We start from the raw sequence: 23,381 nt of genomic DNA, 5'->3' as shown, positions 1-23,381 counted from the left end.
CTACAACGTTCGAACGTGATGGAAACCGTTCGGAGGCAGAAGCTATAACGTTGTTCCGTGACGAATGGAATGGTGATGTCACTCCTCAAGATCAATATCGAAAAGCCGGCGCTCGTCGAGGAACGAGTGTACCCCGACGAGGATTCCGCCCCCGCGACCGTCAGCACGAGTACCACGACGGAGTCGTCGGGAACGTCGCCGACGACGCTGTTGAAACCGCTCTTCGGTCTGCTCTTCGTCGCGGGCCTCGCCCTGTTCGTCGCCAAGCGTCGTTTCGGATCGAAAGACGACGAGGAAGACGAGGTCAGTGCGGACGACTTCAGTTCCGAACCCGCCGGGAGCGGGAAACTCACCCGAAAGCTCGGCCTCCTCGCCAGTCTTCTCGGTGTCATCGTCGTCGCACAGAAGCGGCGCGGCGGCGACGCGGACGAGTAACCAACCACACCTGTCCATCCTCTGAACTGCGTTTTCTCTAACTCGTTCGTACCAAGAGTTAAATAGGTCGAGATGCTTGTCTTCTAAATATCAGAATGAGTATCAGACCGGCAGATTACGACCTGCGCGAACTCCGCAGGATGGCTGACGAGGACGAACCACCCCTCGACATCGCTGCGGATGACGACGAACGAGCGGCCGAGGACCTCCTTCGACTCGGACAGCGCGAGGAGTTGCTGAAACTCCAGACCAAACTGCTGGCGTCCGGGTCGCTCCCCGAAAAGCCGTATCTGACGGGACTGCCGACCCGCTACGGTGCGGAAGTCATCGTCTTCGAATGGCTCGACTTCCTCGTCGAGAAGGCGGGCTTCGAGAACACCGGTAACGCGCTCTCGTACTACACGGACGTCGAGTGGGTGAGCGAATCCGCCTACGAATCCCTCCGCTCGTACATGTACGGCTTCTCGGAGACGGATCGATTCGGCTCGGCGGGACCCGCGTCGCTCGATACGAGCGACCACGTCCTGAGCCTCGTCTACATCGCTCGCCTCGCATCCCTCTGAGAGTTCCCCCGTCTTTTCTCGGTCCCCCCGACCGCTCCGCGATACTCCGTTTTCCCACCCGACTGGAACTGCGGAACGATACCCCGCTTACTCCGCCGTGGCTCGGTCGTGGACGGACTTCGTTCCCTCTCGGAGGTGTCCCCCGCTCCGACCGTTCCGGACGGCTAGCGCCTCGCCGACCACGCTGTGTGCGACCTGATACGGCGCGCCGCCGCCGAGATCGAGGCCGACCGGCGTGTACACGTTCTCCCGCTCGGTCGCGGGAATCTCGACGCCCTCCTCCTCGAACGCTTCGAGCATCTCCTCGAAGCGCTCTTTCGGCCCCATCATCCCGATGTACGGCACGTCGGTTTCGAGCAGGGATTCGAGCGCCAGTCGGTCGTCGATGAAGTTGTGGGACATCACGACGACGTGTGTGTTCGCGTCGAACGTCACGTCGTCGGTCAGCGAGCGCGGCGAGGTCGCCACCACCCGGTCGGCGTCGGGGAATCGTTCCTTCGCACCGTCGGCACCGCGGAACGTGACCACCGTCACCCGGAAGTCCACGTTCAACGCCAAGTCCACGATGGGCGAGACGTCGTGGCCGCTCCCGATGACGACCAACTCGGCCGGCGGGGAGATGCGGTCCACGAACACCGACACGGTTCCCGCGTCGGTTTCCACGCTCACGGTGCGCGATTTTTCGACGTCCGCGGCACGAATCGCGGCTTCGACCTCGTCGGACAAGTCCTCGAAATCGTCCGTCGCTCGATCGCCGACGGAGACGCCGTCGGCGTCGCTCGCCACGACGGTCGCGACCGTCGACTCCTCGCCCCGTTCGTAGGCCTCCACGGCGGGTCGGATGCTCTCGTCGAGCGGTTCGAGGAGAACGTCGATGACGCCGTTACAGCCGACGCCGAACCCCCACACGTCGTCGTCGCCGGTCAGATCGAACGTCTTCACCGTCGGCTCGCCGTCGTCGAGGACCTTCTCCGCGAGCTGTTTGACTTCGGATTCCAGACACCCCGCGGTAATCGCGCCGACGCCACCCTTCGACGGCGAGACGACCATCTTCGCCCCCGGTCGTCGGTAGGCGCTCCCCTCGACGTCCACGACCGTGGCCAGCATCGCCGGTTCGTCCGCGTCCAACCGGTCGCGGACGTGCGCCATCAGTTCCCGTTCCGGTACGCTCCACTCGCTTCGTTCGGTTTCAGTCATTCTTCTCACGTTGAATTCTCGATGTGGTTCCCGCGCGGTCCCGCCAGCGTTCGCTCGGGACCGTGTCGGGAGAGTTCGTCGGCGATTCGATGCAGGTCGTCCGGGTTCGTGAAGCCGTACAGTCCGTCGAGATACGGGAGCGACGCTTGCATCCCGCGGCAGGCCGGTTCGTAGGCGGGGGAGACGGCCAGCGGATTCAACCAGAGCACCCGTCCGGCGCGCCGCGAGAGCCACGCCATCGCCGTCGAGAGGTCGTCCGTGTCTCCGCGTTCCAACCCGTCGCTGAGGATGACGACGGTGCTCCGCCAGTCCACGGCGTCGGGGTACTCGTCACGAACCGTCCCGACGGCGGCACCGATGCGCGTCCCCCCGCCCCATTCGGTTCGTGCGGCCTCTAGCGCGGCCAGCGCGTCGTGCAGCGTCGGTTCGTCGAACGCCGAACTCACCTCGCGGAGTCGGGTGTCGAAGAAAAACACCGGCGTTCGTCGCCACGTCCGTCGCACCTCGCGGAGGAACTGGAGGAGAAACCCGCGGTCCACGGTGTCGAGAACCGATTGGCTCACGTCCACCAAGAACGCGCCGCGGGTCGCCGTCCGCTTCCGGGCACGCCCGGGAAGTGGGAGCGGCACGCCGCCGCTCTCGACGCTTCGCCGGAGGGCACGCCGCGCGTCCACGCCCCGCCCGGTGGCCTCCCAGCGCCGCCCTGGCAGTGATGACACGGCCCGCGTGAACGCAGCCGTCGCCGTCGCCACGCTTTCCTCGTCGTGGACGGCGAGGGTCTCCGCCGACACGCGCTCCCCGTCGCCGCTGGGACTGTATCGCGCGGCGACCAAGGGTTGTTCGCCGTTCGACCCGTCCGGCGAGACGGTCGCTCCCGCTCCCGTCTCTGCCCCGCCCGACCGCCCGTCCTCGTCGCGTCCGCTCTCGTCGCTTCCGCTTTCGTTTCCGTCCTCCCTCGCGCCGGTCGGGCCGTCGTTCCCGACGTTCGGTTTGCCGGGCGACGGCGCGTCGGCCGGTCCGGCGGGATAGGCGCGCTCCTCGCCGCGGATACGGTCCCAGAAGACCGAAAACAGTCTGTCGAACGTCTCGCGGTCGGCGACGTCGGTGAGCAGCGTCGCTCGGAGCGCGCTCTGCACGCGATTCCGTTCGAACCGTTCGACCGCGGTCAGCGCTCGGGCGGCGGCGAGCGCCCCGTTCGTGGGAACGGTGACGTTCTCCCGTCCGAGACGATTCGTGAACCGGACGAGTTCGTCCCGCAATCGGTCGGCGGATCGCCGGTCCGCGGATGGCGTCGTCACGACTCCCCGTGCACCTCCGCGAGGAGCGACGCGAGTTCGTCGTCGTCCACCCGTTCCACGTCCTCGGCGTCCTTCAGCAGACACCCGAGCGTGCGCCGCGCCGTCTCGACCGAAAGCCGTCCGTCCTCGCCGTCGAGGACGGTGAGCGCCTCGGCCCAATCGAGCGTCTCCGCCAGTCCGGGGCGCTTTCTGAGCGGTCGGTCGCGGAGTCGCTGGGTGACGCCGCAGAGGTGGGCGGCGATGCCCTCGTCCAGTTCCGGCACTTTGCGTTCCACGATGGCCCGCTCCTTTTCGGCGGACGGCGGGTCCACGTAGAGGTAGAGACACCGGCGCTTCAGGGCGTCGCTCAACCCACGCGTGCGGTTCGAGGTGAGTATCACCACCGGCGGCGTCGCGGCTTCCACGGTGCCGAGTTCGGGGATGGACACCTGAAAGTCCGACAGGAGTTCGAGCAGGAGCGCTTCGAACTCCTCGTCGGCCCGGTCCACTTCGTCCACGAGGAGGACGGGCGGGCGCTCGCCGTCGCCCGAGAGCGCTTCGAGGAGCGGTCGGGAGAGCAGATAGCTCTCGTCGAAGACGGAGTCGTCGTCGGCGACGCCGCCTTCGCCCGACTGGATAGCGAGCAACTGCTTCGTGTAGTTCCACTCGTAGAGCGCGTTCTCGGCGGCCAGTCCCTCGTAACACTGGAGGCGAACGAGGTCCGTCTCGAACCCCGCGGCGAGTACCTTGGCGAGTTCGGTCTTTCCCGCGCCGGGTTCGCCCTCCACGAGCAGCGGTTTGCCCATGCGAAGCGCCAGCAGCACCGTGGTGACGATGTCCTCCTCGGCGACGTACTGCTGGTCGTCGAACACCGCGCGGAGGTCGCTCTCGGTCACCTCGGAAAACCCGTCGCCGGTCATCGACGCCTCCTTTGCGGGGTGGGCGGCCCCGTCTTCGTCTTCGTGTCGATTACTGTCACGGTCTGCCATAGGGGCTGATGGTTCAAGGGTTAGTCGGCGGCCGCCGGGCCGTCGCCGCGCGCCCGCTCGACCGCCGTCCCGAGCGCTCGCTTCGTGTACACCGTGAGGAGGTGGGCGCGGAAATCGGCCGACGCCTGCACGTCGTCCATCATCAGCATCTCGTCCAAGTCGTCGCCCGCGTGGTCCGCGGCGTCGGCGATGGCGTCCTCGTCAGCCGATTCGCCGACGAGCGCGTCCTCGACGGGTTCGAGGCGGACGCCGTGATCCATCACGCCGTTCGCTGCGACGCGCGCCGACGTCACCTCGTCGCCATCGACTTCGAGGGCGGCGGCGACGCCGACCATCGCGTACCCCGAGGACGGACTCGGCTTTTTCGCGTACGCCCCGCCGACGTCGGGCGCGTTCGGGAGGCGGACCCCGGTGAGGAGTTCGTCCTCCGCGACGTCCGTCGCGTACATCCCGAGGAAGAAGTCGTCCACCGGAATCTCGCGTTCCCCATCGCGCCCCTCCACGACTATCGTCGCGTCCGCGGCGAGGGCCGCCGCCGGGAGGTCCGACGCCGGGTCCGCGTGTGCGAGGTTGCCGCCGATGGTACCGCGGTTTCTGACCTGCACGTCGCCGACCTGTTCGACGGCGCTCGGGAAGACGGAGACGTTTTCTGCGAGTTCGGACGAGTCGATGACGTCGACGTAGTTCGTCGTCGCACCGATGGTCGTCTCGTCCCCGTTCGTCTCGATGCCGGAGATGGCGTCGATACCGCTGATGTCGATGAGCGCGTCGGGACTCGCAAGCCCCGATTTCATCGTCGGGAGCAGGCTGTGACCCCCGGCGAGGATTTCGGTCTCCTCGTCTGCGTGTTCTTCCATCAGGTCGAGCGCCTCGGAGACGCTCGACGCTTTGTAGTAGTCGAACTGCGCCGGGAACATCAGTTCTCACCTCCGTTTTCCTTGACCGCACGCCACACGCGTTCGGGCGTCAGCGGCATCTCGATGTCGTCCACGTCGAACGGTTGCAGCGCGTCCGTGACGGCGTTCACGAGCGCCTGCGGTGCGGCGATGGTTCCTGCCTCGCCGACGCCCTTCACGCCGAGCGGGTTGTGCGGACACGGCGTCACCGTGCTCCGTGTCTCGATTTCGGGGATGTGTTCGGCCTTCGGCACCACGTAGTCCTGCATCGACCCCGTGAGAAGCGTGCCGTTGTCGTCGTACTGGGCACCCTCGTAGAGCGCCTGTCCGAGGCCCTGTGCGACCCCGCCGTGGACCTGTCCCTCCACGATTTTCGGGTTGATCTGGTTGCCGACGTCGTCCACCGCGACGTAGCGTTCGATGTCGATTTCGCCCGACTCGGGGTCGACTTCCACGACGCAGGCGTGCAGACCGAACGGGAACGTGAAGTTCTCCGGGTCGTAGAACGACGTCGCCTCCAGACCGGGTTCCATGTCGTCGGGGATGTCGTGGGCGAGGTACGCCTGTCCGGCGATCTCCTGAATGGTAACGCTTTCGTCCGGCGCACCGGCGAGGTGGAACTCGCCGTTCTCGAACTCGACGTCCTCCTCGTCGGCCTCGAACTGGTGGGCCGCGATTTGCCGCGCCTTCTCCACGATTTTCCCGGCGCTGGTCGCCAGCGAACTGCCGCCAACCGCCGCGCTCCGACTGCCGTAGGTACCCATTCCCTGTGGCACTTCGTCGGTGTCCCCCTCCACGATTTCCACGTCGTCGTAGGGGACGCCGAGTTCGTCGGCGATGATTTGGGCGTAGGTCGTTCCGTGACCCTGCCCGTGACCGGAGGTCCCGCAGTAGGCGGTGACGGTTCCCGACGACTGCATGCGGACGAGCGAACTCTCCCAGAGTCCGGCCTGCGCGCCGAGTTGCCCGGCGAGTTCCGAGGGCGCGAGTCCGCACGCCTCGATGTACGCCGAGAGGCCGACGCCGATGTATCGGTCCTCGTCGCGGAGTTCCTCCTGTCGTTCGCGGAGTTCGTCGTAGTCGAGGGCGTCCAGCGCCTCGTTTAGCGTCTTCTCGTAGTCACCGCTGTCGTACTCGACGGCGACCTCCGTCTGGTACGGGAAGTCGTCCGCCCCGACGAAGTTCTTCCGCCGGAACTCGGCCGGGTCCTCGTCGATTTCGCGCGCGGCGAGCGTCATCATGCGCTCCACGACGTAGGACGCTTCGGGGCGGCCGGCGCCCCGGTACGCGTCGACCGGCGGGACGTTGGTGAACGCGCCCTCCACGGCGACGTGGATGGCCGGAATGTCGTACTGCCCCGAGAGGAGCGTCCCGTACAGGTACGTCGGCACCGCCGGTGCGAACGTCGAGAGGTAGGCACCCAGACTGGCCTTCGTGTCCACGTCGAAGCCGGTAATGTTGCCGTCCTCGTCCAGCGCCATCTTCGCGTGGGTGACGTGGCCGCGTCCGAGAGCGTCCGTCTCGTAGGTCTCGGTTCGCGTCGCGACCCACTTCACGGGTCGTTCGAGTTCGCGGGCACAGAGCGCGGTGAGCGCTTCGTCCGCGTAGTGGTGAATCTTCGACCCGAACCCGCCGCCGACGTCCGGCGCGCGGATGTGGAGTTTGTGTTCCGGGTGGTCGATGACCCCGGACATCAGGAGTCGATGCAGGTGCGGGTTCTGCGAGGTCATGTTGACCTTGAGGTCGCCCGACCCCGCGTTGTACTCCGCGACGGTCGCACGCGGTTCCATCGCGTTCGGGATGAGATACTGGTTGTGCAGGTCGGCCTCGACGACGGTGGCGGCGTCATCGAACGCCGCGTCGGTCTTCTCAGCGTCGCCGAGTTCCCAGTCCAGCGCGACGTTGTCCCCTTCCTCCTCGTGGAGGACGGGGGCGTCGTCTTCGAGCGCCTCGGCGGGGTCCGTGACGGCGTCGAGACGGTCGTAGTCCACGTCCACCGCGTTCGCCGCTTCCTGTGCGACGTATCGGTCGTCGGCGACCACGACGGCGACGGCGTCGCCCTGATAGCGGACGCGCTCGCTCGCCAGAATCGGATGGGCCGGGGTTCGGAGGCTGTCGAGCAACCACCCGACCGGGAGTTCGCCGGGGACGTCGAAGTCCTCGGCGGTGTACACCGCGATGACGCCGTCCATCGCTTCCGCCTCGCTCGTATCGATGGATTCGATGGTGGCGTGGCCGTACTGGCTCCGCGTGACGGCCATGTGCGCCATGTTCGGGCGCTGGATGTCGTCCGTGTACTCCGCCCGCCCCGTGATGAGCGAGGGGTCCTCACGGCGCTTGATGGCCGATCCGAGGACCTCCTCGACCTCTACGTCCTCCGCGTCGATGGTTTCGATGGACATCGGTCAGTCCCCCTCCGCCGCCGTGGTTCCCTGCATCTTCTCGGCGGCGGACTCCACCGCGTTGACGATGTTCTGATAGCCTGTGCAGCGACAGAGGTTCCCCTCCAACGCTTCGCGGATTTCCTCCCGCGACGGGTCCGGGTTGTCTTCGAGGAACTGTTCGGCCGTCATTATCATGCCCGGCGTGCAGTAGCCACACTGGAGGCCGTGTTCCTCCTGAAAGCTCTCCTGTACGGGGGTGAGTTCGGGGCCGTCCGCCAGTCCCTCCACGGTCGTTACGTCACAGCCGTCGGCCTGTACCGCGAGGAGGGTACAGGATTTGACGGCGTCGCCGTCCAAGTGAACCGTACACGCTCCGCACGTGCTGCTTTCACATCCGACGTTCGGGCCGGTGTAGCCGAGTTCGTCCCGGAGCGCGTGGACGAGCAGCGTTCGTGATTCGACCGTGAGTTCTTTCTCGTCGCCGTTTACCGTAATGGTGATGTCGTGTTCCGTCATAGGATGTCCCTGATTTTGTTCCGAAGACCGCCGGTGTCGTCGGTTTCGACGTCTCGCAGTTGTTCTTCGATGTTGCCGAAAAAGCGGCTGACGACGCGGTTGGCGACCGGGTTGATGACGCGCTGGCCCATCTGGGCGACGCGCCCGAAGACGTCCGTTTGCGCGTTCCAATCGACGGCGACGCCGTCTTCGGTCTCCTCCAGCGCCATTCCCGCTTCGAGTTCGAACGAGGAGTTGCTCGCGCTCCCCTCGCCTTCGGCCGCCATCTCGGGGAACTCGCGTTCGGCGATGGTGACGACCGTCTCGAACGACGGTTTGACGCTTCCGACACCGATCTCCATCAGTGCCGCGTAGTGTGCTCCTTCCTCGAACGCTCGTTCCGCGATGTCCTCCGGATCCGCCTCCGGGAGCGTCGGCGGGTCGTCATCGTCCGCCGTCTGCTCTCTGAGCGCGTCGAAATCGGGGTTCTCGTCGTCCACGCGGACGAGGAACTGGCAGCCCGGTAGCGCCTCCTTTATCATCACTGGATCGGAGAGCGCGAGCCATGCTTCCTCGGGAGTGGTGTCCTCGATTTCGAAGGTATCGCTGAACTCCACGCGATATCACTGTCCTCTCGGTGTCATGGTGGTTGGCATCATCTATCACGCGTAATCACTAGGGATTACACAATAAGGCTTTCCCCAAATTGGGTACTCGATCCGTTTCCCTCCGGGGGAACGCCTTTGTCAGGACGTGGCATAGATTCGTGCGTGACGCATCCGGTTTCACGATGGACGGCGCTCGAACGGGTCACGAACGCCCGCGACACGCTTTTCGACACCCTTCCCCGCGAGGAAGTCGGCCCCGAACGAATCGGCGGGCGGGTCCTCGCGGAACCCGTCGTCGCACCCGCCGACGTTCCGCCGCGCGACCACGCGACGATGGACGGATTCGCGTTCAACACCGACGACGCCTATCCCCTCCGTCTCGTCGGCGAGGTCGGCGCGGAGGACGACCCGCCCGCGATGGAGTCCGGCGAAGCGGTCAGAATCGCCACGGGAGCGCCGCTCCCCGCCCGCGCCGACGCGGTCCTCGAACGCGAACGCGCGATCACGGACGACAGTGATTCCGACGATGGAAAGGCTCGGGAAACGACGCTCGACGGCCCAACCGTTGAACCCGGCCGTAACGTCTTCCGGCGCGGAACGACCGCCACCGCCGACGAGACGGTCATTCCCGAGGGCGAGCGACTGAGCGCGCCCGACGCGGGTCTGCTCGCCGACCTCGGGTTGGAGACCGTTTCCGTCCTCGAACGGCTCTCCGTCCGCGTCCTCGGAACCGGGACCGAACTGGTCGAGGACCGACAACCCGACCGCGACTCGCCGATGCTCGCCACCCTCGTCCAATCGTGGGGACACGACCCTCACGTCGTCGATCCGGTGCCCGACGACCCCGAGGCCGTTCGTGACGTGATCGAGCGCCACGCGACGGCGGCCGACGTCATCCTGACGAGCGGCGGGACCGGCGGCGGCGCGCGCGACCATGTTCGCCGCGCGCTCGCCGACCACGGCGACATCGTCGTGGACGGTATCGACGTTCGACCCGGAAGCCACGTCCGCGTGGCGACGCTCGACGACTACGACGCCGTCGCCGTCGCGCTTCCCGGCAAACCCGTCGCGGCGTTCCTCGGCGCGGTTTCCGCGTGCCGCGCGCTCCTCACCGGCGAGACGGCGGCGCCGACCGAAGACGGCTTCCTCGCGTGCGACCTCGAACTCCCCGAACACGACACCGAATACGTCGTCCCCATCGAACGTCGCGGCGACCGAGTGGTTCCGCTCGGCCACGCCGACTCCTCCGTTCCCATTTACGGCGAGCGATTCTCACCGCGCATCCTCGCCGACTGCGCCCGGGTGCTTCGGATGGACGGCTACCTCTGTGTCCGCACCGCGCTCAACTCCGGCGAGTCCGTTCGGTTCGTCCCCACGGAGGTCGTGACGTGACGCTTCCGGTCGTCGCGCCGCCGTTCGATAGCACGTTCCGCCCCGACGCGTCCGTCGCGGGCGTCCTCCTCGCCGCCGGAGCGAGTTCCCGGTTCGGCCCGGCGAACAAACTCCTCGCCTCGCTCGATTCCAGGGATTCCGGTTCCGATTCCGAATCCCTCGATTCCGGTTCTGATTCCGCCGGCTCCGATTCCCCTCCCTTCGAGTCCGAACCGCTCGTCCGTCACGCCGCTCGGGGCCTCCTCGACGCCGCGGAACTCGACGCCGTCGCGGCCGTCGTCGCCGCCGATGACGGCCCCGTCACCGACGCACTCTCCGGAATGGACGTCTCCCTGATCGTGAATCCTGACGCCGAACGCGGACAGGCGACGTCCGTCCGGCGCGGCGTCCAATGGGGCCGCGAGTACGACGCTATCGTCTTCGCACTTGGCGACATGCCCCGCGTCAGTCCCGAGAGCATCGACCGCCTCGTCGCCGCGTATCGGGCGGGCGCGGGCGACGCTCTCGCCGCCGCGTTCGACGGTGCGCGCGGCAACCCCGTCCTCTTCGACGCTCTCCATTTCGACGCGCTGACGGACGTTGAGGGCGATATGGGCGGACGGGAAATCCTGCTCCACGGGGACCGTTCCGCGTTGGTCGAAACCGACGACCCCGGCGTCTTGGTCGACGTCGATACGACCGACGACCTGCGAGAACTTCGGTGAACGAACGGCGTTTACTGGGTCTCCCTTTTCCGAGATGCCGAACTGGACTCTTCGAAAGCCCTCGTCTACTCATCAAAATAGGTGTATACTCTAACTCTATCGTGTGACTACAAATACTGAAAGCAGTCCTCGAAAGCCCCCGAACGTTCGCGGTCGTTCAGCGACATCTCGGCGAAAACCGCCCGCAGAGAGAGGTCGCTGAAACGACTAAAACAAGCGCGAACGCCCGGCCCCTTTCAGTCCCAAACCACACACCGCTTCCGCACCGCAACCGCACCGCTACCGCGTGCTCGCGGCTGCACCGCTCGCTTTTCGAGGTTTCTTCGAAACCTCGCACGCCACGCCCTCCCCAACCGATTCCTCCCATCGTCGCGCTGCTCCTCGGTCGTCATCCCTCGCGTGATAACCAGCAGGTCCTCGACCGAGAACCTGCTGGTGCACGCGCCGAGAGCGTCGGTTTAGTTGCCGTAACGTCCCTGTTGACGGTGGCGCGCGCTGGCGGGACGACGCGGCCACTCTCGGCCGCGTCGGTTCGCTGACAGCGTGCGAGGTCTTCGTGAGTGACGGAGGAACGAACGAATGGCTCGTCAGAGCAAAGCTCTGACGGTGGATGACTGAGCGAATGCGAAGGAATCGGTTGGGGAGGATGTGGCTGATGCGGTGGCGGGGCGGTTTCATTGACGTCTGTAGTTGCAGTCACGGCAATACCAACCACAAGTCAGCGAGCGGACGGGGGCTTTCGAGGGCTGCTTCCCAGTAGTTGCGATTCAGACGTTCCCAAATACAATCCGTAGCGAGTGACGATGTCGACCTCACTTCGCATTTTGAACTGTTCGCCACACGCGCTCGGGGGTCAGCGGCATGTCTATCTCCTCGACGCCGAACGGTTCGAGGGCGTCCAACACCGCGTTGACTATCGCGGGCGGCGCGGCGATGGTTCCGGCCTCGCCGATTCCCTTCACGCCGAGGGGGTTCGTCGGACTCGGCGTCACCGTACTCCGCGTCTCCATCGACGGGAGTTGGGTAATTTTCGGAACCGCGTAGTCCTGCAGGGACCCCGTGACGAGCGTCCCGGCGTCGTCGTAGACGGCCTCCTCGTAGAGCGCCTGTCCGAGTCCCTGCGCGACCCCGCCGTGGACCTGCCCCTCGACGATGCGGGGGTTGACCTGCTCGCCGCAGTCGTCCACGGCGACGTACCGCTCCACGTCGATTTCGCCGGAGTCGGGGTCAACGGCCACGACGGCGACGTGTGTCCCGAAGGCATAGGCCGTCCCGTCCTGCTCGTAGAACGTGGTCGATTCGAGTCCGGCGGACTCGCCTTCGGGGAGTCCACGGCCGTACGCCGCGTCCGCGACCGTCTCGAAGGAAATCGACCGCTCTGGCGCGCCGATGACGCGGAACTCGCCGCCCTCGTGTTCGACGTCCTCTGGTGCCGCCTCCAAGCGGTTGGCGGCGATGCGTCGCGCCTTCTCGGCCACCTCGCCCGCGCTCTCAGCGACGGCGTTCCCGCCCGTGATGGTGCTTCGACTGCCGAACGTTCCCGTACCGGCCGGAATCCGCTCCGTATCTCCCTCCACCACGTCGATGTCGTCGTACGGCACGCCGAGTTCGTCGGCGACGATTTGGGCGTAGGTCGTCCCGTGGCCTTGCCCATGGGAGTGCGTTCCGGCATAGACTGTAACGCCGCCGTCGGGATGGACGCGGACGACGCCGCTTTCGAACCCGCCGCCGGTCGATTCGACGTAGTTGGCGACCCCGATACCGAGGTACGGACCGTCGCCGTTCTCCCGCTCTCGCTCCTGCTCACGCTCCCGCTCGTCCGCTTGTCGTTCACGAAGCGCGTCGTAGTCCACCGCGTCGAGTGCTTCAACGAGGGCGGTTTCGTACTCCCCGCTGTCGTAGTTCGCGCCGACGGCGGTTTCGTGGGGGAACTCGTCGGGCGAAAGCTGGTTCCCGCGCCTGAACTCGGCGGGATCGATATCCAGTTCCCGCGCCGCGCGGTCCACGAGTCGCTCGGTCACGTAAACGGCCTCGGGGCGGCCCGCTCCCCGGTAGGAGTGGACGGGTGCGGTGTTCGTCAGGACGCTGTGGGTTCGACAGTGGATGGCGGGAATCCGGTACTGGCTGGCCAGCAGGCGTCCGTACCACCCCGGAAGCGCGGGACTGACGCCGAGTCCGTAGCCGCCGATACCGGCGTGCGTCTCGGCCCGGAGGCCGCGAATCGTTCCGTCGTCGTCGAACGCCAGTTCGGCGGTCGTCCGGTGGTCCCGCCCGTGTGCCCCGGCGAGGTTGTTCTCGGAGCGCGTGGCCGTCCACTTCACGGGGCGTCCGAGTTCGCGGGCGCACCACGCCGCCATCGCCTCGCCGGGGTGGTGGTGGCCCTTGTGTCCGAACCCGCCGCCGACGTCCGGCGCGACGACGCGGAGTCGGTTCTCGGGGATTCCCAGCGTGGTCGAGAGCTTTCCGCGGTGGCCGTGGGGCGACTGACTCGTCATCGTGACGGTCAGCGAGTCGTCCGTCTCGTCGTACTCCGCGAGCGCCGCCCGCGGTTCCATCGCGTTGGCGATGAGGCGGTTGTTCTCCAACTCGACTTCGACGGTTCGGTCCGCGTCCTCGAACGCTTCCTCGGCGGCGTCCGAATCGCCCATCTCCGTGACTGTCACGACGTTTCCGGGGACGCCCTCGAAAATCGTCGGAGCGTCCTCGCCGGTCGCTTCGATGGGGTCCGTGACGGCATCGAGACGGTCATAGGAGACGTCTACGGCGTTCGCGGCGTCTCGGGCGACGTACCGGTCCTCGGCGACGACGGCGGCGACGGGTTGCCCGTGATATCGCACTCGCCCCCGTGCGAGGACGGGATGCCCCGGAATCTCGTGGTCGAGCGTCCCCGCCCTGACCGGGATGACGCCCGGCGAATCCGACGCCTCGATATCCTCCCACGTGTAGACGCCGAGAACGCCCTCCATCGACTTGGCCGCCTCCGTATTGATTCCCTCGACGGTCGCGTGACCGTATCTACTCCGAACGAAGCAGAGATGGGTACCGTCCGCCGCCTGCACATCGTCGGTGTACGTCGCCCGCCCGGTCACGAGGGCCGGATCCTCCCGCCGTTCGATGTCCCTCCCCACCAACGGACCGTCCGGTGTCTCGCTCATGATGTTACGGGATATCACGCGTCACCGGATTTAAACTGTCGAGTCCCGGCGAACGACGTGTAGCACGCGGTTCGCCGGGACTCGACGTAATCGTCGTAGTCGTCATACTTGCTGTACTCGTCGACTCGTCGTTCGCTTTTCCCGACAACGAACCCATGTCGAACTGTACGAATTCTTGGCGATTTTGGTTAACAGCAGTCACACAAATGCCGAAGATTCTTTTTATTGGAATTCAAATGTCGGGTATGACATTTCGACTGTCAGACGAGCAGCGCGCGATACGCGAGGCGGTTCGGGAGTTCGGCGAGGCGGAAATCACGTCGGTCGCCCGCGAACACGACGAGGAGAAAAAGTATCCCGAGGACCTCGTTCGGAAGGCGGCGGAACTGGACCTCGTGGCTCCGGGCATCCCCGTCGAGTACGGCGGGGCCGGAATGGACACCCTCTCGTCCATCGTCGTCACCGAGGAACTCTGGCGAGCCGACGCCGGTATCGGGAGCGCCATCGGCAGTCGCGGATTCGGTTCGAATATGATCCGGAAGTTCGGCGACGAGTGGATGAAAGAGGAGTGGCTCCCGCGAATCGCCGACGGCGAATCCGCCTGCTGTAGCTGTATCTCGGAACCCGGCCACGGGTCGAACGTCGCCGGTATCGAGACGGTTGCCAAAAGGGAGAGCGACGAGTACGTCATCGACGGCAACAAGATGTGGATTACCAATGGGACCGTCGCCGACGTCGCCGTCGTCATGGCGAAGACGAACCCCGAGGCCGAACCGCCCCATCGCGGCATCAGCGCCATCCTCGTCCCCACCGACACCGACGGCTTTGAACCGACGAAAATCGACAACAAACTCGGCATCCGCGCCTCGGACCTCGCGGAAATCGTCCTCGACGACGTGCGCGTCCCCACGGAGAACGTCATCGGCGAGGAGAACGAGGGTTTCTATCAGCTGATGAATTTCTTCGCCTCCGGACGCGTGAGCGTCGCGTCGCAGGCCGTCGGCGTCGCGCAGGCCGCCGTGGACGAATCCATCGACTACGCCGGAGAGCGCGAGCAGGGCGGACGGCTCATAAAGGACTACCAAGCAATCGGGCACAAGGTCGCCGACATGGCGACGGACGTGGAGGCCGCCCGGTCGCTCACCTACCGCGCCGCCTCCCACGTCGAGGAGGGCGACGACCGGATGGCGACCCGATTCGCCAGCATGGCGAAACTCTTCGCCAGCGAGCACGCCGTCGACGTCGCCGACGAGGCGATTCAGGTCCACGGCGGCGCGGGCTACGTCACCGACCACCCCGTCGAGCGCTACTACCGCGACGCCCGCATCACCAAAATCTACGAGGGCACCAGCGAAATCCAGAAGAACATCATCTCCGACGACCTGTTATAGGACTTCGGGCGGGTGTTTTTCGAAGGGAGAGGGTCGCTCGTAGGACGGCTCACCGGACTACACGATCTTATACAACCGCCGTGGTGCGCGCTGGCGAGACGGGGAGAAATCGTCGTTCGACCCGTCTCGGTGGAGCGTGCGAGGGATGACGACCGAGGAGCAGCGCGACGACGGGAGGAATCGGTTGGGGAGGATGTGGTGGGCGAGGTTTCGAAGAAACCTCGAAAGCGAGCGGTGCAGCCGTGAGCACGCGGTGCTATGCGGAAGCGGTGTGGTGGGTTTGGGACTGAAAGGGGCCGGGCGTTCGAGGACTTCATCACAGTAGTTGCAACGGTAACGCGAGGTATCGCGAGCAATTACAGGCGTCGATGGTGACTACCTCACAGCCGCTGGGACACCACAAGAGGGTACAACGACGACGCAAGCAGTAACAGACGTCAATGAAACCGCAACCGCACCCTCCACCCTCCCCCTCCCCAGCCTCCTCGCTCAGCGCGGCTTCGCTCGTCCTTCGCGCGCCGCTCGTTGTACTCGCTCCCGCGCACCGACCGCTACCGTTGCTGATTGTGAATGTTCGTGGCGAACGATTCCTGCGTCTCTCGTTGTATCCTTTCCCTTCGAAGGAGAACGCTGATAAACCGGTCTCGGGAAGGAGTACTATGACCGACACGACCGACGCTCCGAACTGGGAGTTCAAGGAGCGGGACATCGCAATTTTGCGGGAGTTGACGCGGAACCCGCAGTTGTCCTCGCGCGAACTCACGACCATCCTCGCGGAGGAGTACGACATCGAAGTCTCGCACGTCACCGTGAGCGAGTCGATTCGGGAGATGCGAAACGAGGGCGTGTTCCGCGAGGCCATCATCCCGAACGAGGAGTACTACATCTTCGGCCTGTTCGAGTTCAAGTTCAACCCGGAGCACTTCGCGGACAGTTGGCGCGCCGCGATGGAGTACATCCGCGACGACCCCAACACGCTGTTTTACTTCCTCTCGGACGGGGAATACCAGTGGAAGACGGTGATGATGTTCCCGAACAGGGAGGCCGAATCGCGCTGGATTCACGAGTTCTACAAGCAACACGGGGACGTCATCGACAACATCCGCAACTCGGTCGTTCACAACGTGCTCAAGTTCCGCACCGACCCCGAGATATTCGAGGGGTTGGACGACGAGTACAGAAAATAGCAGGCTCGTTTACCGAACGAGCGAGAGGAGTTCGCACGACAGCACGACCTCGTCCCGCTGATTCAGGACTTCGGCGTCGTATCGAACGATTCCGGTCGCGGTCGGGTGGTCCGTGCGCTCCTTCTCCAGCAACTCCAGTTCGACGCGAATCGTGTCGCCGAAGCGAACCGGTGCGGTGAAGCGCAGTCGGTCCACGCCGTAGAAGGCGACGACTTCGGCGCGGCGGTCGCGGACCCGCTGTGCGAGGCCGGTCATCGCGGAGAACACGAGCGCGCCGTGGGCGATTCGCTCCCCGAAGTCCGACTCCTCCCCGACCGTCTCGCTGGTGTGAAGCGGGTTGAAGTCGCCGCTCACGCCCGCGAAGTTGACGACGTCGGCCTCGGTGATGGTCCGTGAGGGCGTCGTCACCCGGTGGCCGACGTCCAGTTCCTCGAACGAGAGCGCCACGTCACTCCCCCATGAATTCGGGGTCGCGGTCCTCGCGGAACGCGGCGGTCCCCTCGCGCACGTCCTCGGTTCCCATGAGCAGGCCGAAGCCTTGGCTTTCCATGGCGAGCGCGGTGTCGAGGCTCGCATCCTCGCCCTCGTTCATGACCTTCTTCGCCACTTTGAGTCCGATCGGCGGCCCGTCGAGCAAGTCGTCCACGAACTCGGAGACGACGCTCTCGAACTCGTCGTCGGGGACGGCGCGGTTGATGAGGCCCCACTCCGCCGCACGGTCGGCGTCGATGCGGTTGCCCCGGAACACGAGTTCCTTCGCCCGCGTCTCGCCGAGCAACCGGAGCAAGCGCTGGGTGCCCCCACCGCCGGGGATGAGGCCGAGTCGGATCTCCGGCGATCCGAACTCGGACCCTTCCGTGGCGATTCTGAGGTCGCAGGCGAGCGCCAACTCCAATCCGGCGCCCAAACAGTAGCCGTCGACTTTCGCAACCGTCGGGCGCTCGAAGTCGTTCACCGTCTCGAACGTCGGCGTCACGTCCATGAAGTCCGTCGGGGTGGCGTCCGCGAACCCGCCGATGTCCGCCCCGGCGCTGAACGCCCTGTCGCCGGCGCCTTCGAACGTCACGCACCGAACCTCGTCCACGTCGACCGACGCGAGCAGGTCGTCGATTTCGCCCAAGAGGTCCGCCGACAGGGCGTTCATCCGCTCGGGGCGGTCGAGTTCCACCTCGAGAAGGCCGTTCTCGGAGAGTTCGTAGTTCAAAAATCGGTAGTCGCCGGGTCCGTCACCGCTCGTGCCGTACTCGTGGAAGCCCTCGCCCGCGTCCTCGCCCGTTTTCCCCGCCTCGACGAGTTCGACGAGGTAGTCGTCCGGTTCGAACCGGTCGTCGCCCGTCTCCTCGTGCAGGGTTTCGAGTTTATCGAGAATCACATCGAGGCCGATTTCGTCCGCGCGTCGGCAGATTCCTTCGGGGAACCCGAGTCCGAGGCGGACCCCGGTATCGATTTCGTCGGGCCGGGCCACGCCCTCCCCCACGAGGCGCGCCGCCTCGTTGACCATCCGCGCCTCGATTCGGAGCGTGTCGAACCCCTCGCCGTCACCGGGTTCGTAGTTGACTCCGTCGCCATCGACGGCTTCGCCGTCCGCTTGAGACGTCTCCGACGTCTCTCCATCTTCGTAGTCGTAGTATCCTCGCCCCGTCTTCCGGCCGAGTTCCTCGTTTTCGACCTTCTCGGCCATGATGGGTGGGATGGCCCGCCCCGACTCCTTCCGGACGTGATAGCCCACGTCGATTCCGGTGAGGTCCATGAGTTCGAACGGCCCCATCGGGTACCCCCGTCGGTGGACCATCGCGGCGTCCACCTCGCGTATCGTTGCCTCGTCGTTCGACACCATCCACGCGGGTTCGTCGCCGAACGGGCCGAGCACCGTATTGACGACGAAGCCGCGAACGTCCTTCCGCACGTAAATCGGCGTCTTGCCGAGCGATTCGGCGAACTCGTAGGCCGCTTCCGCGGTGTCGTCGCTCGTCCGGTCGCCGTAGATGACCTCGACCAAGTCCATCTTCACCGGCGGGTTGAAGAAGTGCATCCCGACGACGTCCTCGGGGCGCGAGGTGACGCCTGCCATCTCGGTGATGCTGAGGCTGGACGTGTTCGACGCCAGTATCGCGCCGTCCGGCGCGAACTCGTCGAGGTCGATGAACACCTCCCGCTTGAGGTCCATCCGTTCGGGGACCGCCTCGATGACGAGGTCGGCGTCGGCCACCGAATCCGCCAAATCGACCGCCGTGTCGATGCGCCCGAGCACGTCCTCGGCCGGTTCGTCCAGTCGTCCCTTCTCGGCCAACTTCTCCAGACTCCACTCGACGTTCTCGTACCCGTCCGCGACGAACCCCTCCTCCACGTCCCGCATGGTGACGTCGTATCCGGCGATGGCGGCGACTTCCGCGATGCCGTGGCCCATGTTTCCGGCCCCGAGGACCGTCACCCGCTCGATATCCGTGACTGTCATACGTCGGGCCGTTTCGTCCCGTGTTATCTTAACTCCACCGAGCGGCGGTTATTTCTGTAAAGAAAAACTCGACATTCCTCATTTATTGGTTTGTCTCTCATCGATCTTGATCGCATGTGTTAACACTCCTTCCGTGAGGATTCGGCCCGTCACAGCGGTTCGTCGCCGTCCAGAATCCCCTTGGCGCGCCGGGCGAGGTCCGGGACGCGCTCTTCCATCCGCGGATACATCGGGTCGTCGCTGTTGCCGTCGAGGTAGCGCCGGTAGAACATCTCGCCGAGTGCCGCGAGTTTGTACACGGCGAGCGCCCGATAGAATCGGTCGCGGTCGTACTCGATGCCCGTCTCGCGTTCGTACCGCTCGACGAGTTCCCGCCGGGTCGGATACTCTTCGGCCTCCATGAACGTGGCGACCAGTTCGGGGGTCGCCGGTTCCGGGTCGCCCGCGTCGCGCCAGTAGGACAGCATCCATCCGAGGTCGGCCAACGGGTCGCCGAGCGTCGCCATCTCCCAGTCGAAGACGCCGACGATTTCCGGCGGCGTCCCCGACCCGTACATCACGTTGTCGAGTTTGTAGTCGCCGTGGACTACCGTGTGTTCGTGTTCCTCCGGGCAGTGTTCGACCAACCAGTCGCCGACCGCCTCCAGTTCGGGGACGGCGCGCTCCTCGGCGGTTCGCTCGAACGCCCAGTCCAACTGCTTGGTCCACCGTTCGACCTGTCGTTCGGTGTAACCCGGCGGATGACCGAACTCGCCGAGTCCCACGGCCTCGTAGTCGAGCGCGTGAATCGCCGCGAGTGTATCGACCAACTCCTCGCCGATTCGCCGCCGTGCGTCGGCCGTTCCGAAGCGTTCGGGTTCCCCCTCGCGGAGCACGTCCCCCGAAAGGCGCTCCATCACGTAGAAGTCGCTCCCGATGACCGAGCGGTCCTCACAGGCCAGCACCGTCGCCGGAAGCGGAACGTCGGTGCCCTGTAGCGCGTCCATCACCCGGTACTCGCGGAGCACGTCGTGGGCCGTCTCGGCCGTCTCGCCGGGCGGCGGACGACGGATAACGAGTTCGCTGTCGCCCCACGTCAGGAACAGCGTCTCGTTGGAGTGTCCCTCCGCGTGGTGGGAGACGGCGTACTCCGTGACCTCCCCCAACTCCGCCGCGAGGTAGTTCCGTAGCGCGTCCGTATCGACGAGTCGTTCGAAGTAGTCGTTGTCACCCGCTATCTGGTCGTCTTTTGTCATTGGTCCTCTCCGATCGCCGTCGGTGTCGGCCGGTACGGTTCTGGCTCTCACGTTCCGCCGACCGCCCCGACGGCGCGGTTCCTGCGTCGATTGTACGTCCATCTCCGGTATAGAACTTACGAGGGTAACGACTCTGGGGAAATATTTTTACACTGGTGAACCGGGGTTGTGGGTATGGAATACGACGACCCGGAACGCGGAACGGACGTCGCCGAACGCGTCCGAGCGTTCGTCCGCGAGGAGGTCATTCCCGTCGAGCGGGACCACCTCGGCGGGGAACCGGTTTCGGACGACGCCGTTCGCGAGCTCCGCGAGATGGCCCGCGAGCACGACGTGTACGCCCCGCAGATTCCCGAGGAACACGGCGGTCTGGGGATGGGATTCCGCGAGATGCTTCCCGTCTTCGAGGCGGCCGGACGGAGCCTCCTCGGTCCGGCGGCCATCCGCGTCGACGCGCCCGACGAAGGGAACATGCACACGCTCGAACTGGTCGGGACGGAGGAGCAGAAAGAACGGTGGCTCGACCCGCTCGCGGCGGGCGAAGCCAAGTCCGGATTCTCGATGACCGAACCGAACCCGGGTGCCGGTTCGGACCCGAAGATGCTCCGGACGACGGCCACGAAGGACGTCAACGAGTGGGTCATCGACGGCCACAAGTGGTGGACGACACAGGGAAGCGAGGCCGACGTGCTGTTGGTGATGGCGCTCACCGACCCGGACACCCATCCGTACGAAGGCTGTTCCATCTTCCTCGTGCCCGCCGACACGCCCGGCGTGGAAATCGTCCGCGACATCCCGCACGTCGGCGGCGGCGTCATGGGGATGAGCCACGCGGAAATCAGGTACGACGACGTTCGAATCCCGGAGGAAAACCTCCTCGGCGCGGAGAACGCCGGGTTCGCCATCGCCCAACAGCGACTCGGCCCGGCGCGACTCACCCACTGCATGCGGTACTCCGGCATGGCCGAACGGGCCGTCGACATCGCGAAGGCGTACGCCGACCAGCGGCAGGCGTTCGACGGTCCGCTCTCGGAGAAACAGTCGATACGGTTCGAGGTCGCGGAAACCGAAATGCGACTCCACGCCGTCCGCACCATGGTCCGCCACGCCGCCCGGCAAATCGCGGCGGGCGAGGAGGCACGCATCGAGGTGGCGATGAGCAAGGTGTACGCCGCGAACGTCGTACAGGACGCCATCGACGGCGCGATTCAAACGTGCGGCGGGAACGGTATCGGCAAGGACCTTCCCCTGGCTGACTTCTACGAGAACGTCCGGCAGTTCCGCATCGTGGACGGCGCGGACGAGGTTCACAAACGCGTCATCGCCAGGGACGCGTTTTCCGACCTTGATCCCGCCGAAGTCGACCACCTGACCCGCTACGACGCCGAGTAGCTCTGCGCGGTCGATTCGGTTTCGGCTATCTTTCCGCGATTCGACCACGTCGTGGGTTCGGTCCCCGTAATCCGAGATAACGATTACAAACTACGGCCCATATTTATTACCATGTGGCGGTGTAGTAGCCGGTGTATTTACCGATGGAAAATCGAGCTTCGAAGCGGCCGACAGCGGAGGGAATCGCATGACCGTCGAACAGTTCAGCGTCGCCGGCAAAACCGCGATGGTGACCGGCGCGTCGAGCGGTATCGGGAAGACCATCGCGGAGCGGTTCGCCGACGACGGGGCGAACGTCGTCGTCTGTTCGCGCGAACTGGAGAACGTCGAACCCGTCGCCGAGGACATCGAGGGGAGCGACGGCGAGGGGCGGGCGGTCGCCGTCGAATGCGACGTGACCGACCGCGACGCCGTGGACGCCCTCGTGGACGCCACCGTCTCCGAGTTCGGCGGCGTGGACGTCCTCGTCAACAACGCGGGAGCGAGTTTCATGGCCCCGTTCGAGGACATCAGCGAAAACGGCTGGAAGACCATCGTTGACATCAACCTCCACGGGACGTACCACTGCACGCAGGTCGCAGGAGAACGCATGCGCGACAACGGCGGCGGCGTCGTCATCAACCTCGCCAGCGTCGCGGGACAGAAGGGGTCGCCGCACATGAGTCACTACGGCGCGGCCAAAGCCGGCATCATCAACCTCACGTCCACGCTCGCCTACGAGATGGCCGACGACGACGTGCGGGTCAACTGCATCGCCCCCGGATTCGTCGCCACGCCGGGCGTCGAGAGCCAGATGGGCGTCAGCGCGGACGAAATCGACCGCGAGAGCGTCAAGCGCCGCATCGGTACCACTGAGGAGATTGCCGACCTCGCACAGTTCCTCGCCAGTCCGGCCTCCTCGTACCTCGTCGGCGAGACGGTGACGGCGGCGGGCGTGCCGCCGATTCTCGAAACGCCGGACGTGTGATGTTCTAGAAACGACCGGGGTGTGAGAACCACGAACGTGCGGAAAATGGGCGTTTCGTCACCGCTTAGAGAGTGATGACGTACCGGTACACCGCGCCCAGGACGACACCGTACGCGAGGTGCCAGACGAGGCTGGGCAGCGCGAACGTCGGCACCGCTGGCGCGCCGGCGACGCCGACGGCCTGAAGCCACAGTGGCAGGACGATTGAACCGGTAATCACCCACAGAACCACGCCGTAAACGGCCCCGAGTCCGATGGTTGCGGATTCGCTGTCGGTGTATCTGCGCAGCGACGTCAGGGAGACGACCGCGGCGAACACGAGTCCGAGAACCGCGCTGTTGAACAGGTGGACGATCCATCCGGCGACGGCACCCTGTTGTCCGTACAGCGCCGGAATTACTGTTGTCAGTGCATCGGGGCTCAGAACCAGCAGGAAAATCCCCATCGCGACACCGCCCGCGAGACCGGCGATGATTGCGCCCAACCACGGTTCGTACCGCGGGGAGGTTCGTTCGGTAGCAGCCTCCTCCGCTGTTGGCATTTTTGATGCCATACGGTAACATACTCCATTCCCGGGTATCCAGTTGTCGTCCCCGCCGAAACCGGCCGGTTTTCGGGGAAATTGGCTAACTGACGCCGTCTTCCGGACACGCTTCGCG

At 65.5% G+C, this 23,381-nt stretch carries 20 protein-coding genes; 8 read left to right on the top strand and 12 right to left on the bottom strand.

The window, feature by feature from the left end; all coding sequences use genetic code 11:
* The first annotated feature begins 75 nt into the window (after positions 1 to 75).
* Positions 76 to 435: a hypothetical protein gene (locus ACGYLY_RS12610; RefSeq protein WP_395281268.1), complete on the top strand. Its 360-nt coding sequence runs from the start codon at positions 76 to 78 to the stop codon at positions 433 to 435.
* 95 nt (positions 436 to 530) lie between these two features.
* Positions 531 to 998 carry a FlaD/FlaE family flagellar protein gene (locus tag ACGYLY_RS12605; RefSeq protein WP_395281269.1) on the top strand — a complete coding sequence of 156 codons (468 nt, stop codon included), beginning with the start codon at positions 531 to 533 and terminating at the stop codon, positions 996 to 998.
* Positions 999 to 1,085: 87 nt separating this feature from the next.
* Here ACGYLY_RS12605 and ACGYLY_RS12600 read toward each other — a convergent pair whose 3' ends face one another.
* From ACGYLY_RS12600 to ACGYLY_RS12570, 7 genes are all read right to left on the bottom strand, one after another.
* A complete protein-coding gene (locus ACGYLY_RS12600) occupies positions 1,086 to 2,195 on the bottom strand; it encodes an XdhC family protein (protein WP_395281270.1) in 1,110 nt (369 codons plus the stop codon).
* 5 nt (positions 2,196 to 2,200) lie between these two features.
* A complete protein-coding gene (locus tag ACGYLY_RS12595) occupies positions 2,201 to 3,493 on the bottom strand; it encodes a VWA domain-containing protein (protein ID WP_395281271.1) in 1,293 nt (430 codons plus the stop codon).
* Positions 3,490 to 4,392, bottom strand: a complete 903-nt coding sequence (locus ACGYLY_RS12590; RefSeq protein WP_395284113.1) for an AAA family ATPase — start codon at positions 4,390 to 4,392, stop codon at positions 3,490 to 3,492. Before ACGYLY_RS12590 ends, ACGYLY_RS12595 begins: the two co-directional genes overlap by 4 nt.
* An 89-nt stretch (positions 4,393 to 4,481) precedes the next feature.
* Positions 4,482 to 5,378 carry an FAD binding domain-containing protein gene (locus tag ACGYLY_RS12585; protein ID WP_395281272.1) on the bottom strand — a complete coding sequence of 299 codons (897 nt, stop codon included), beginning with the start codon at positions 5,376 to 5,378 and terminating at the stop codon, positions 4,482 to 4,484.
* Positions 5,378 to 7,759, bottom strand: a complete 2,382-nt coding sequence (locus tag ACGYLY_RS12580; RefSeq protein ID WP_395281273.1) for a xanthine dehydrogenase family protein molybdopterin-binding subunit — start codon at positions 7,757 to 7,759, stop codon at positions 5,378 to 5,380. The genes ACGYLY_RS12585 and ACGYLY_RS12580 overlap by 1 nt, the downstream gene beginning before the upstream one ends.
* Before the next feature lie 3 nt (positions 7,760 to 7,762).
* Entirely contained in the window at positions 7,763 to 8,257 is a 495-nt protein-coding gene (locus ACGYLY_RS12575; protein ID WP_395281274.1) for a (2Fe-2S)-binding protein, read from the bottom strand.
* On the bottom strand, positions 8,254 to 8,853 hold the full coding sequence (locus ACGYLY_RS12570; protein ID WP_395281275.1) for a CoxG family protein: 600 nt from the start codon (positions 8,851 to 8,853) through the stop codon (positions 8,254 to 8,256). The genes ACGYLY_RS12575 and ACGYLY_RS12570 overlap by 4 nt, the downstream gene beginning before the upstream one ends.
* Before the next feature lie 153 nt (positions 8,854 to 9,006).
* Here ACGYLY_RS12570 and ACGYLY_RS12565 point away from each other — a divergent pair, with 153 nt between their 5' ends.
* Entirely contained in the window at positions 9,007 to 10,236 is a 1,230-nt protein-coding gene (locus tag ACGYLY_RS12565) for a molybdopterin molybdotransferase MoeA (RefSeq protein ID WP_395281276.1), read from the top strand.
* A complete protein-coding gene (locus ACGYLY_RS12560) occupies positions 10,233 to 10,940 on the top strand; it encodes an NTP transferase domain-containing protein (RefSeq protein WP_395281277.1) in 708 nt (235 codons plus the stop codon). Before ACGYLY_RS12565 ends, ACGYLY_RS12560 begins: the two co-directional genes overlap by 4 nt.
* An 812-nt stretch (positions 10,941 to 11,752) precedes the next feature.
* Here the strand turns inward: ACGYLY_RS12560 and ACGYLY_RS12555 are convergent.
* Positions 11,753 to 14,095: a xanthine dehydrogenase family protein molybdopterin-binding subunit gene (locus ACGYLY_RS12555; RefSeq protein ID WP_395281278.1), complete on the bottom strand. Its 2,343-nt coding sequence runs from the start codon at positions 14,093 to 14,095 to the stop codon at positions 11,753 to 11,755.
* Between the two features lie 245 nt (positions 14,096 to 14,340).
* On the opposite strand from ACGYLY_RS12555, the gene ACGYLY_RS12550 reads away from it, so the two are divergent.
* Entirely contained in the window at positions 14,341 to 15,486 is a 1,146-nt protein-coding gene (locus ACGYLY_RS12550) for an acyl-CoA dehydrogenase family protein (RefSeq protein WP_395281279.1), read from the top strand.
* 659 nt (positions 15,487 to 16,145) lie between these two features.
* Positions 16,146 to 16,673, top strand: coding sequence for an Lrp/AsnC family transcriptional regulator (locus ACGYLY_RS12545; protein WP_395281280.1), 528 nt, complete (start codon positions 16,146 to 16,148; stop codon positions 16,671 to 16,673).
* Positions 16,674 to 16,682: 9 nt separating this feature from the next.
* Here the strand turns inward: ACGYLY_RS12545 and ACGYLY_RS12540 are convergent, their stop codons facing one another.
* From ACGYLY_RS12540 to ACGYLY_RS12530, 3 genes are all read right to left on the bottom strand, one after another.
* Positions 16,683 to 17,120, bottom strand: a complete 438-nt coding sequence (locus tag ACGYLY_RS12540) for a MaoC/PaaZ C-terminal domain-containing protein (protein ID WP_395281281.1) — start codon at positions 17,118 to 17,120, stop codon at positions 16,683 to 16,685.
* A 1-nt stretch (position 17,121) separates the two neighbouring features.
* A complete protein-coding gene (locus tag ACGYLY_RS12535) occupies positions 17,122 to 19,128 on the bottom strand; it encodes a 3-hydroxyacyl-CoA dehydrogenase/enoyl-CoA hydratase family protein (protein WP_395281282.1) in 2,007 nt (668 codons plus the stop codon).
* Between the two features lie 149 nt (positions 19,129 to 19,277).
* A complete protein-coding gene (locus ACGYLY_RS12530; RefSeq protein WP_395281283.1) occupies positions 19,278 to 20,363 on the bottom strand; it encodes a phosphotransferase family protein in 1,086 nt (361 codons plus the stop codon).
* 174 nt (positions 20,364 to 20,537) lie between these two features.
* Here ACGYLY_RS12530 and ACGYLY_RS12525 point away from each other — a divergent pair, with 174 nt between their 5' ends.
* Together ACGYLY_RS12525 and ACGYLY_RS12520 are read left to right on the top strand one after the other, a co-directional pair.
* Positions 20,538 to 21,755: an acyl-CoA dehydrogenase family protein gene (locus tag ACGYLY_RS12525; protein WP_395281284.1), complete on the top strand. Its 1,218-nt coding sequence runs from the start codon at positions 20,538 to 20,540 to the stop codon at positions 21,753 to 21,755.
* A gap of 187 nt (positions 21,756 to 21,942) precedes the next feature.
* Positions 21,943 to 22,722 (top strand): SDR family NAD(P)-dependent oxidoreductase, encoded by a 780-nt coding sequence (locus ACGYLY_RS12520; protein WP_395281285.1) that lies wholly within the window; start codon positions 21,943 to 21,945, stop codon positions 22,720 to 22,722.
* A 64-nt stretch (positions 22,723 to 22,786) separates the two neighbouring features.
* On the opposite strand, the gene ACGYLY_RS12515 is transcribed toward ACGYLY_RS12520, so the two are convergent.
* Positions 22,787 to 23,275 carry a histidine kinase gene (locus ACGYLY_RS12515; protein WP_395281287.1) on the bottom strand — a complete coding sequence of 163 codons (489 nt, stop codon included), beginning with the start codon at positions 23,273 to 23,275 and terminating at the stop codon, positions 22,787 to 22,789.
* Between the last annotated feature and the right edge of the window lie 106 nt (positions 23,276 to 23,381).

It is taken from the genome of Haladaptatus sp. CMAA 1909, from assembly GCF_043952005.1.
Classification (GTDB): domain Archaea; phylum Halobacteriota; class Halobacteria; order Halobacteriales; family Haladaptataceae; genus Haladaptatus.
Note: the sequence above shows the minus strand (reverse complement) of the source record. Positions and strands in the feature narration are given on the sequence as shown.

Excerpts from the sequence above, each read along its gene's own strand:
- ACGYLY_RS12610 (WP_395281268.1), top strand. The coding sequence starts at position 76 with ATGTCACTCCTCAAGATCAATATCGAAAAGCCGGCGCTCGTCGAGGAA.
- ACGYLY_RS12600 (WP_395281270.1), bottom strand. The coding sequence starts at position 2,195 with ATGACTGAAACCGAACGAAGCGAGTGGAGCGTACCGGAACGGGAACTG.
- ACGYLY_RS12605 (WP_395281269.1), top strand. The coding sequence starts at position 531 with ATGAGTATCAGACCGGCAGATTACGACCTGCGCGAACTCCGCAGGATG.
- ACGYLY_RS12590 (WP_395284113.1), bottom strand. The coding sequence starts at position 4,392 with ATGACCGGCGACGGGTTTTCCGAGGTGACCGAGAGCGACCTCCGCGCG.
- ACGYLY_RS12575 (WP_395281274.1), bottom strand. The coding sequence starts at position 8,257 with ATGACGGAACACGACATCACCATTACGGTAAACGGCGACGAGAAAGAA.
- ACGYLY_RS12555 (WP_395281278.1), bottom strand. The coding sequence starts at position 14,095 with ATGAGCGAGACACCGGACGGTCCGTTGGTGGGGAGGGACATCGAACGG.
- ACGYLY_RS12545 (WP_395281280.1), top strand. The coding sequence starts at position 16,146 with ATGACCGACACGACCGACGCTCCGAACTGGGAGTTCAAGGAGCGGGAC.
- ACGYLY_RS12520 (WP_395281285.1), top strand. The coding sequence starts at position 21,943 with ATGACCGTCGAACAGTTCAGCGTCGCCGGCAAAACCGCGATGGTGACC.
- ACGYLY_RS12515 (WP_395281287.1), bottom strand. The coding sequence starts at position 23,275 with ATGGCATCAAAAATGCCAACAGCGGAGGAGGCTGCTACCGAACGAACC.
- ACGYLY_RS12530 (WP_395281283.1), bottom strand. The coding sequence starts at position 20,363 with ATGACAAAAGACGACCAGATAGCGGGTGACAACGACTACTTCGAACGA.
- ACGYLY_RS12580 (WP_395281273.1), bottom strand. The coding sequence starts at position 7,759 with ATGTCCATCGAAACCATCGACGCGGAGGACGTAGAGGTCGAGGAGGTC.
- ACGYLY_RS12550 (WP_395281279.1), top strand. The coding sequence starts at position 14,341 with ATGACATTTCGACTGTCAGACGAGCAGCGCGCGATACGCGAGGCGGTT.
- ACGYLY_RS12585 (WP_395281272.1), bottom strand. The coding sequence starts at position 5,378 with ATGTTCCCGGCGCAGTTCGACTACTACAAAGCGTCGAGCGTCTCCGAG.
- ACGYLY_RS12525 (WP_395281284.1), top strand. The coding sequence starts at position 20,538 with ATGGAATACGACGACCCGGAACGCGGAACGGACGTCGCCGAACGCGTC.
- ACGYLY_RS12535 (WP_395281282.1), bottom strand. The coding sequence starts at position 19,128 with ATGACAGTCACGGATATCGAGCGGGTGACGGTCCTCGGGGCCGGAAAC.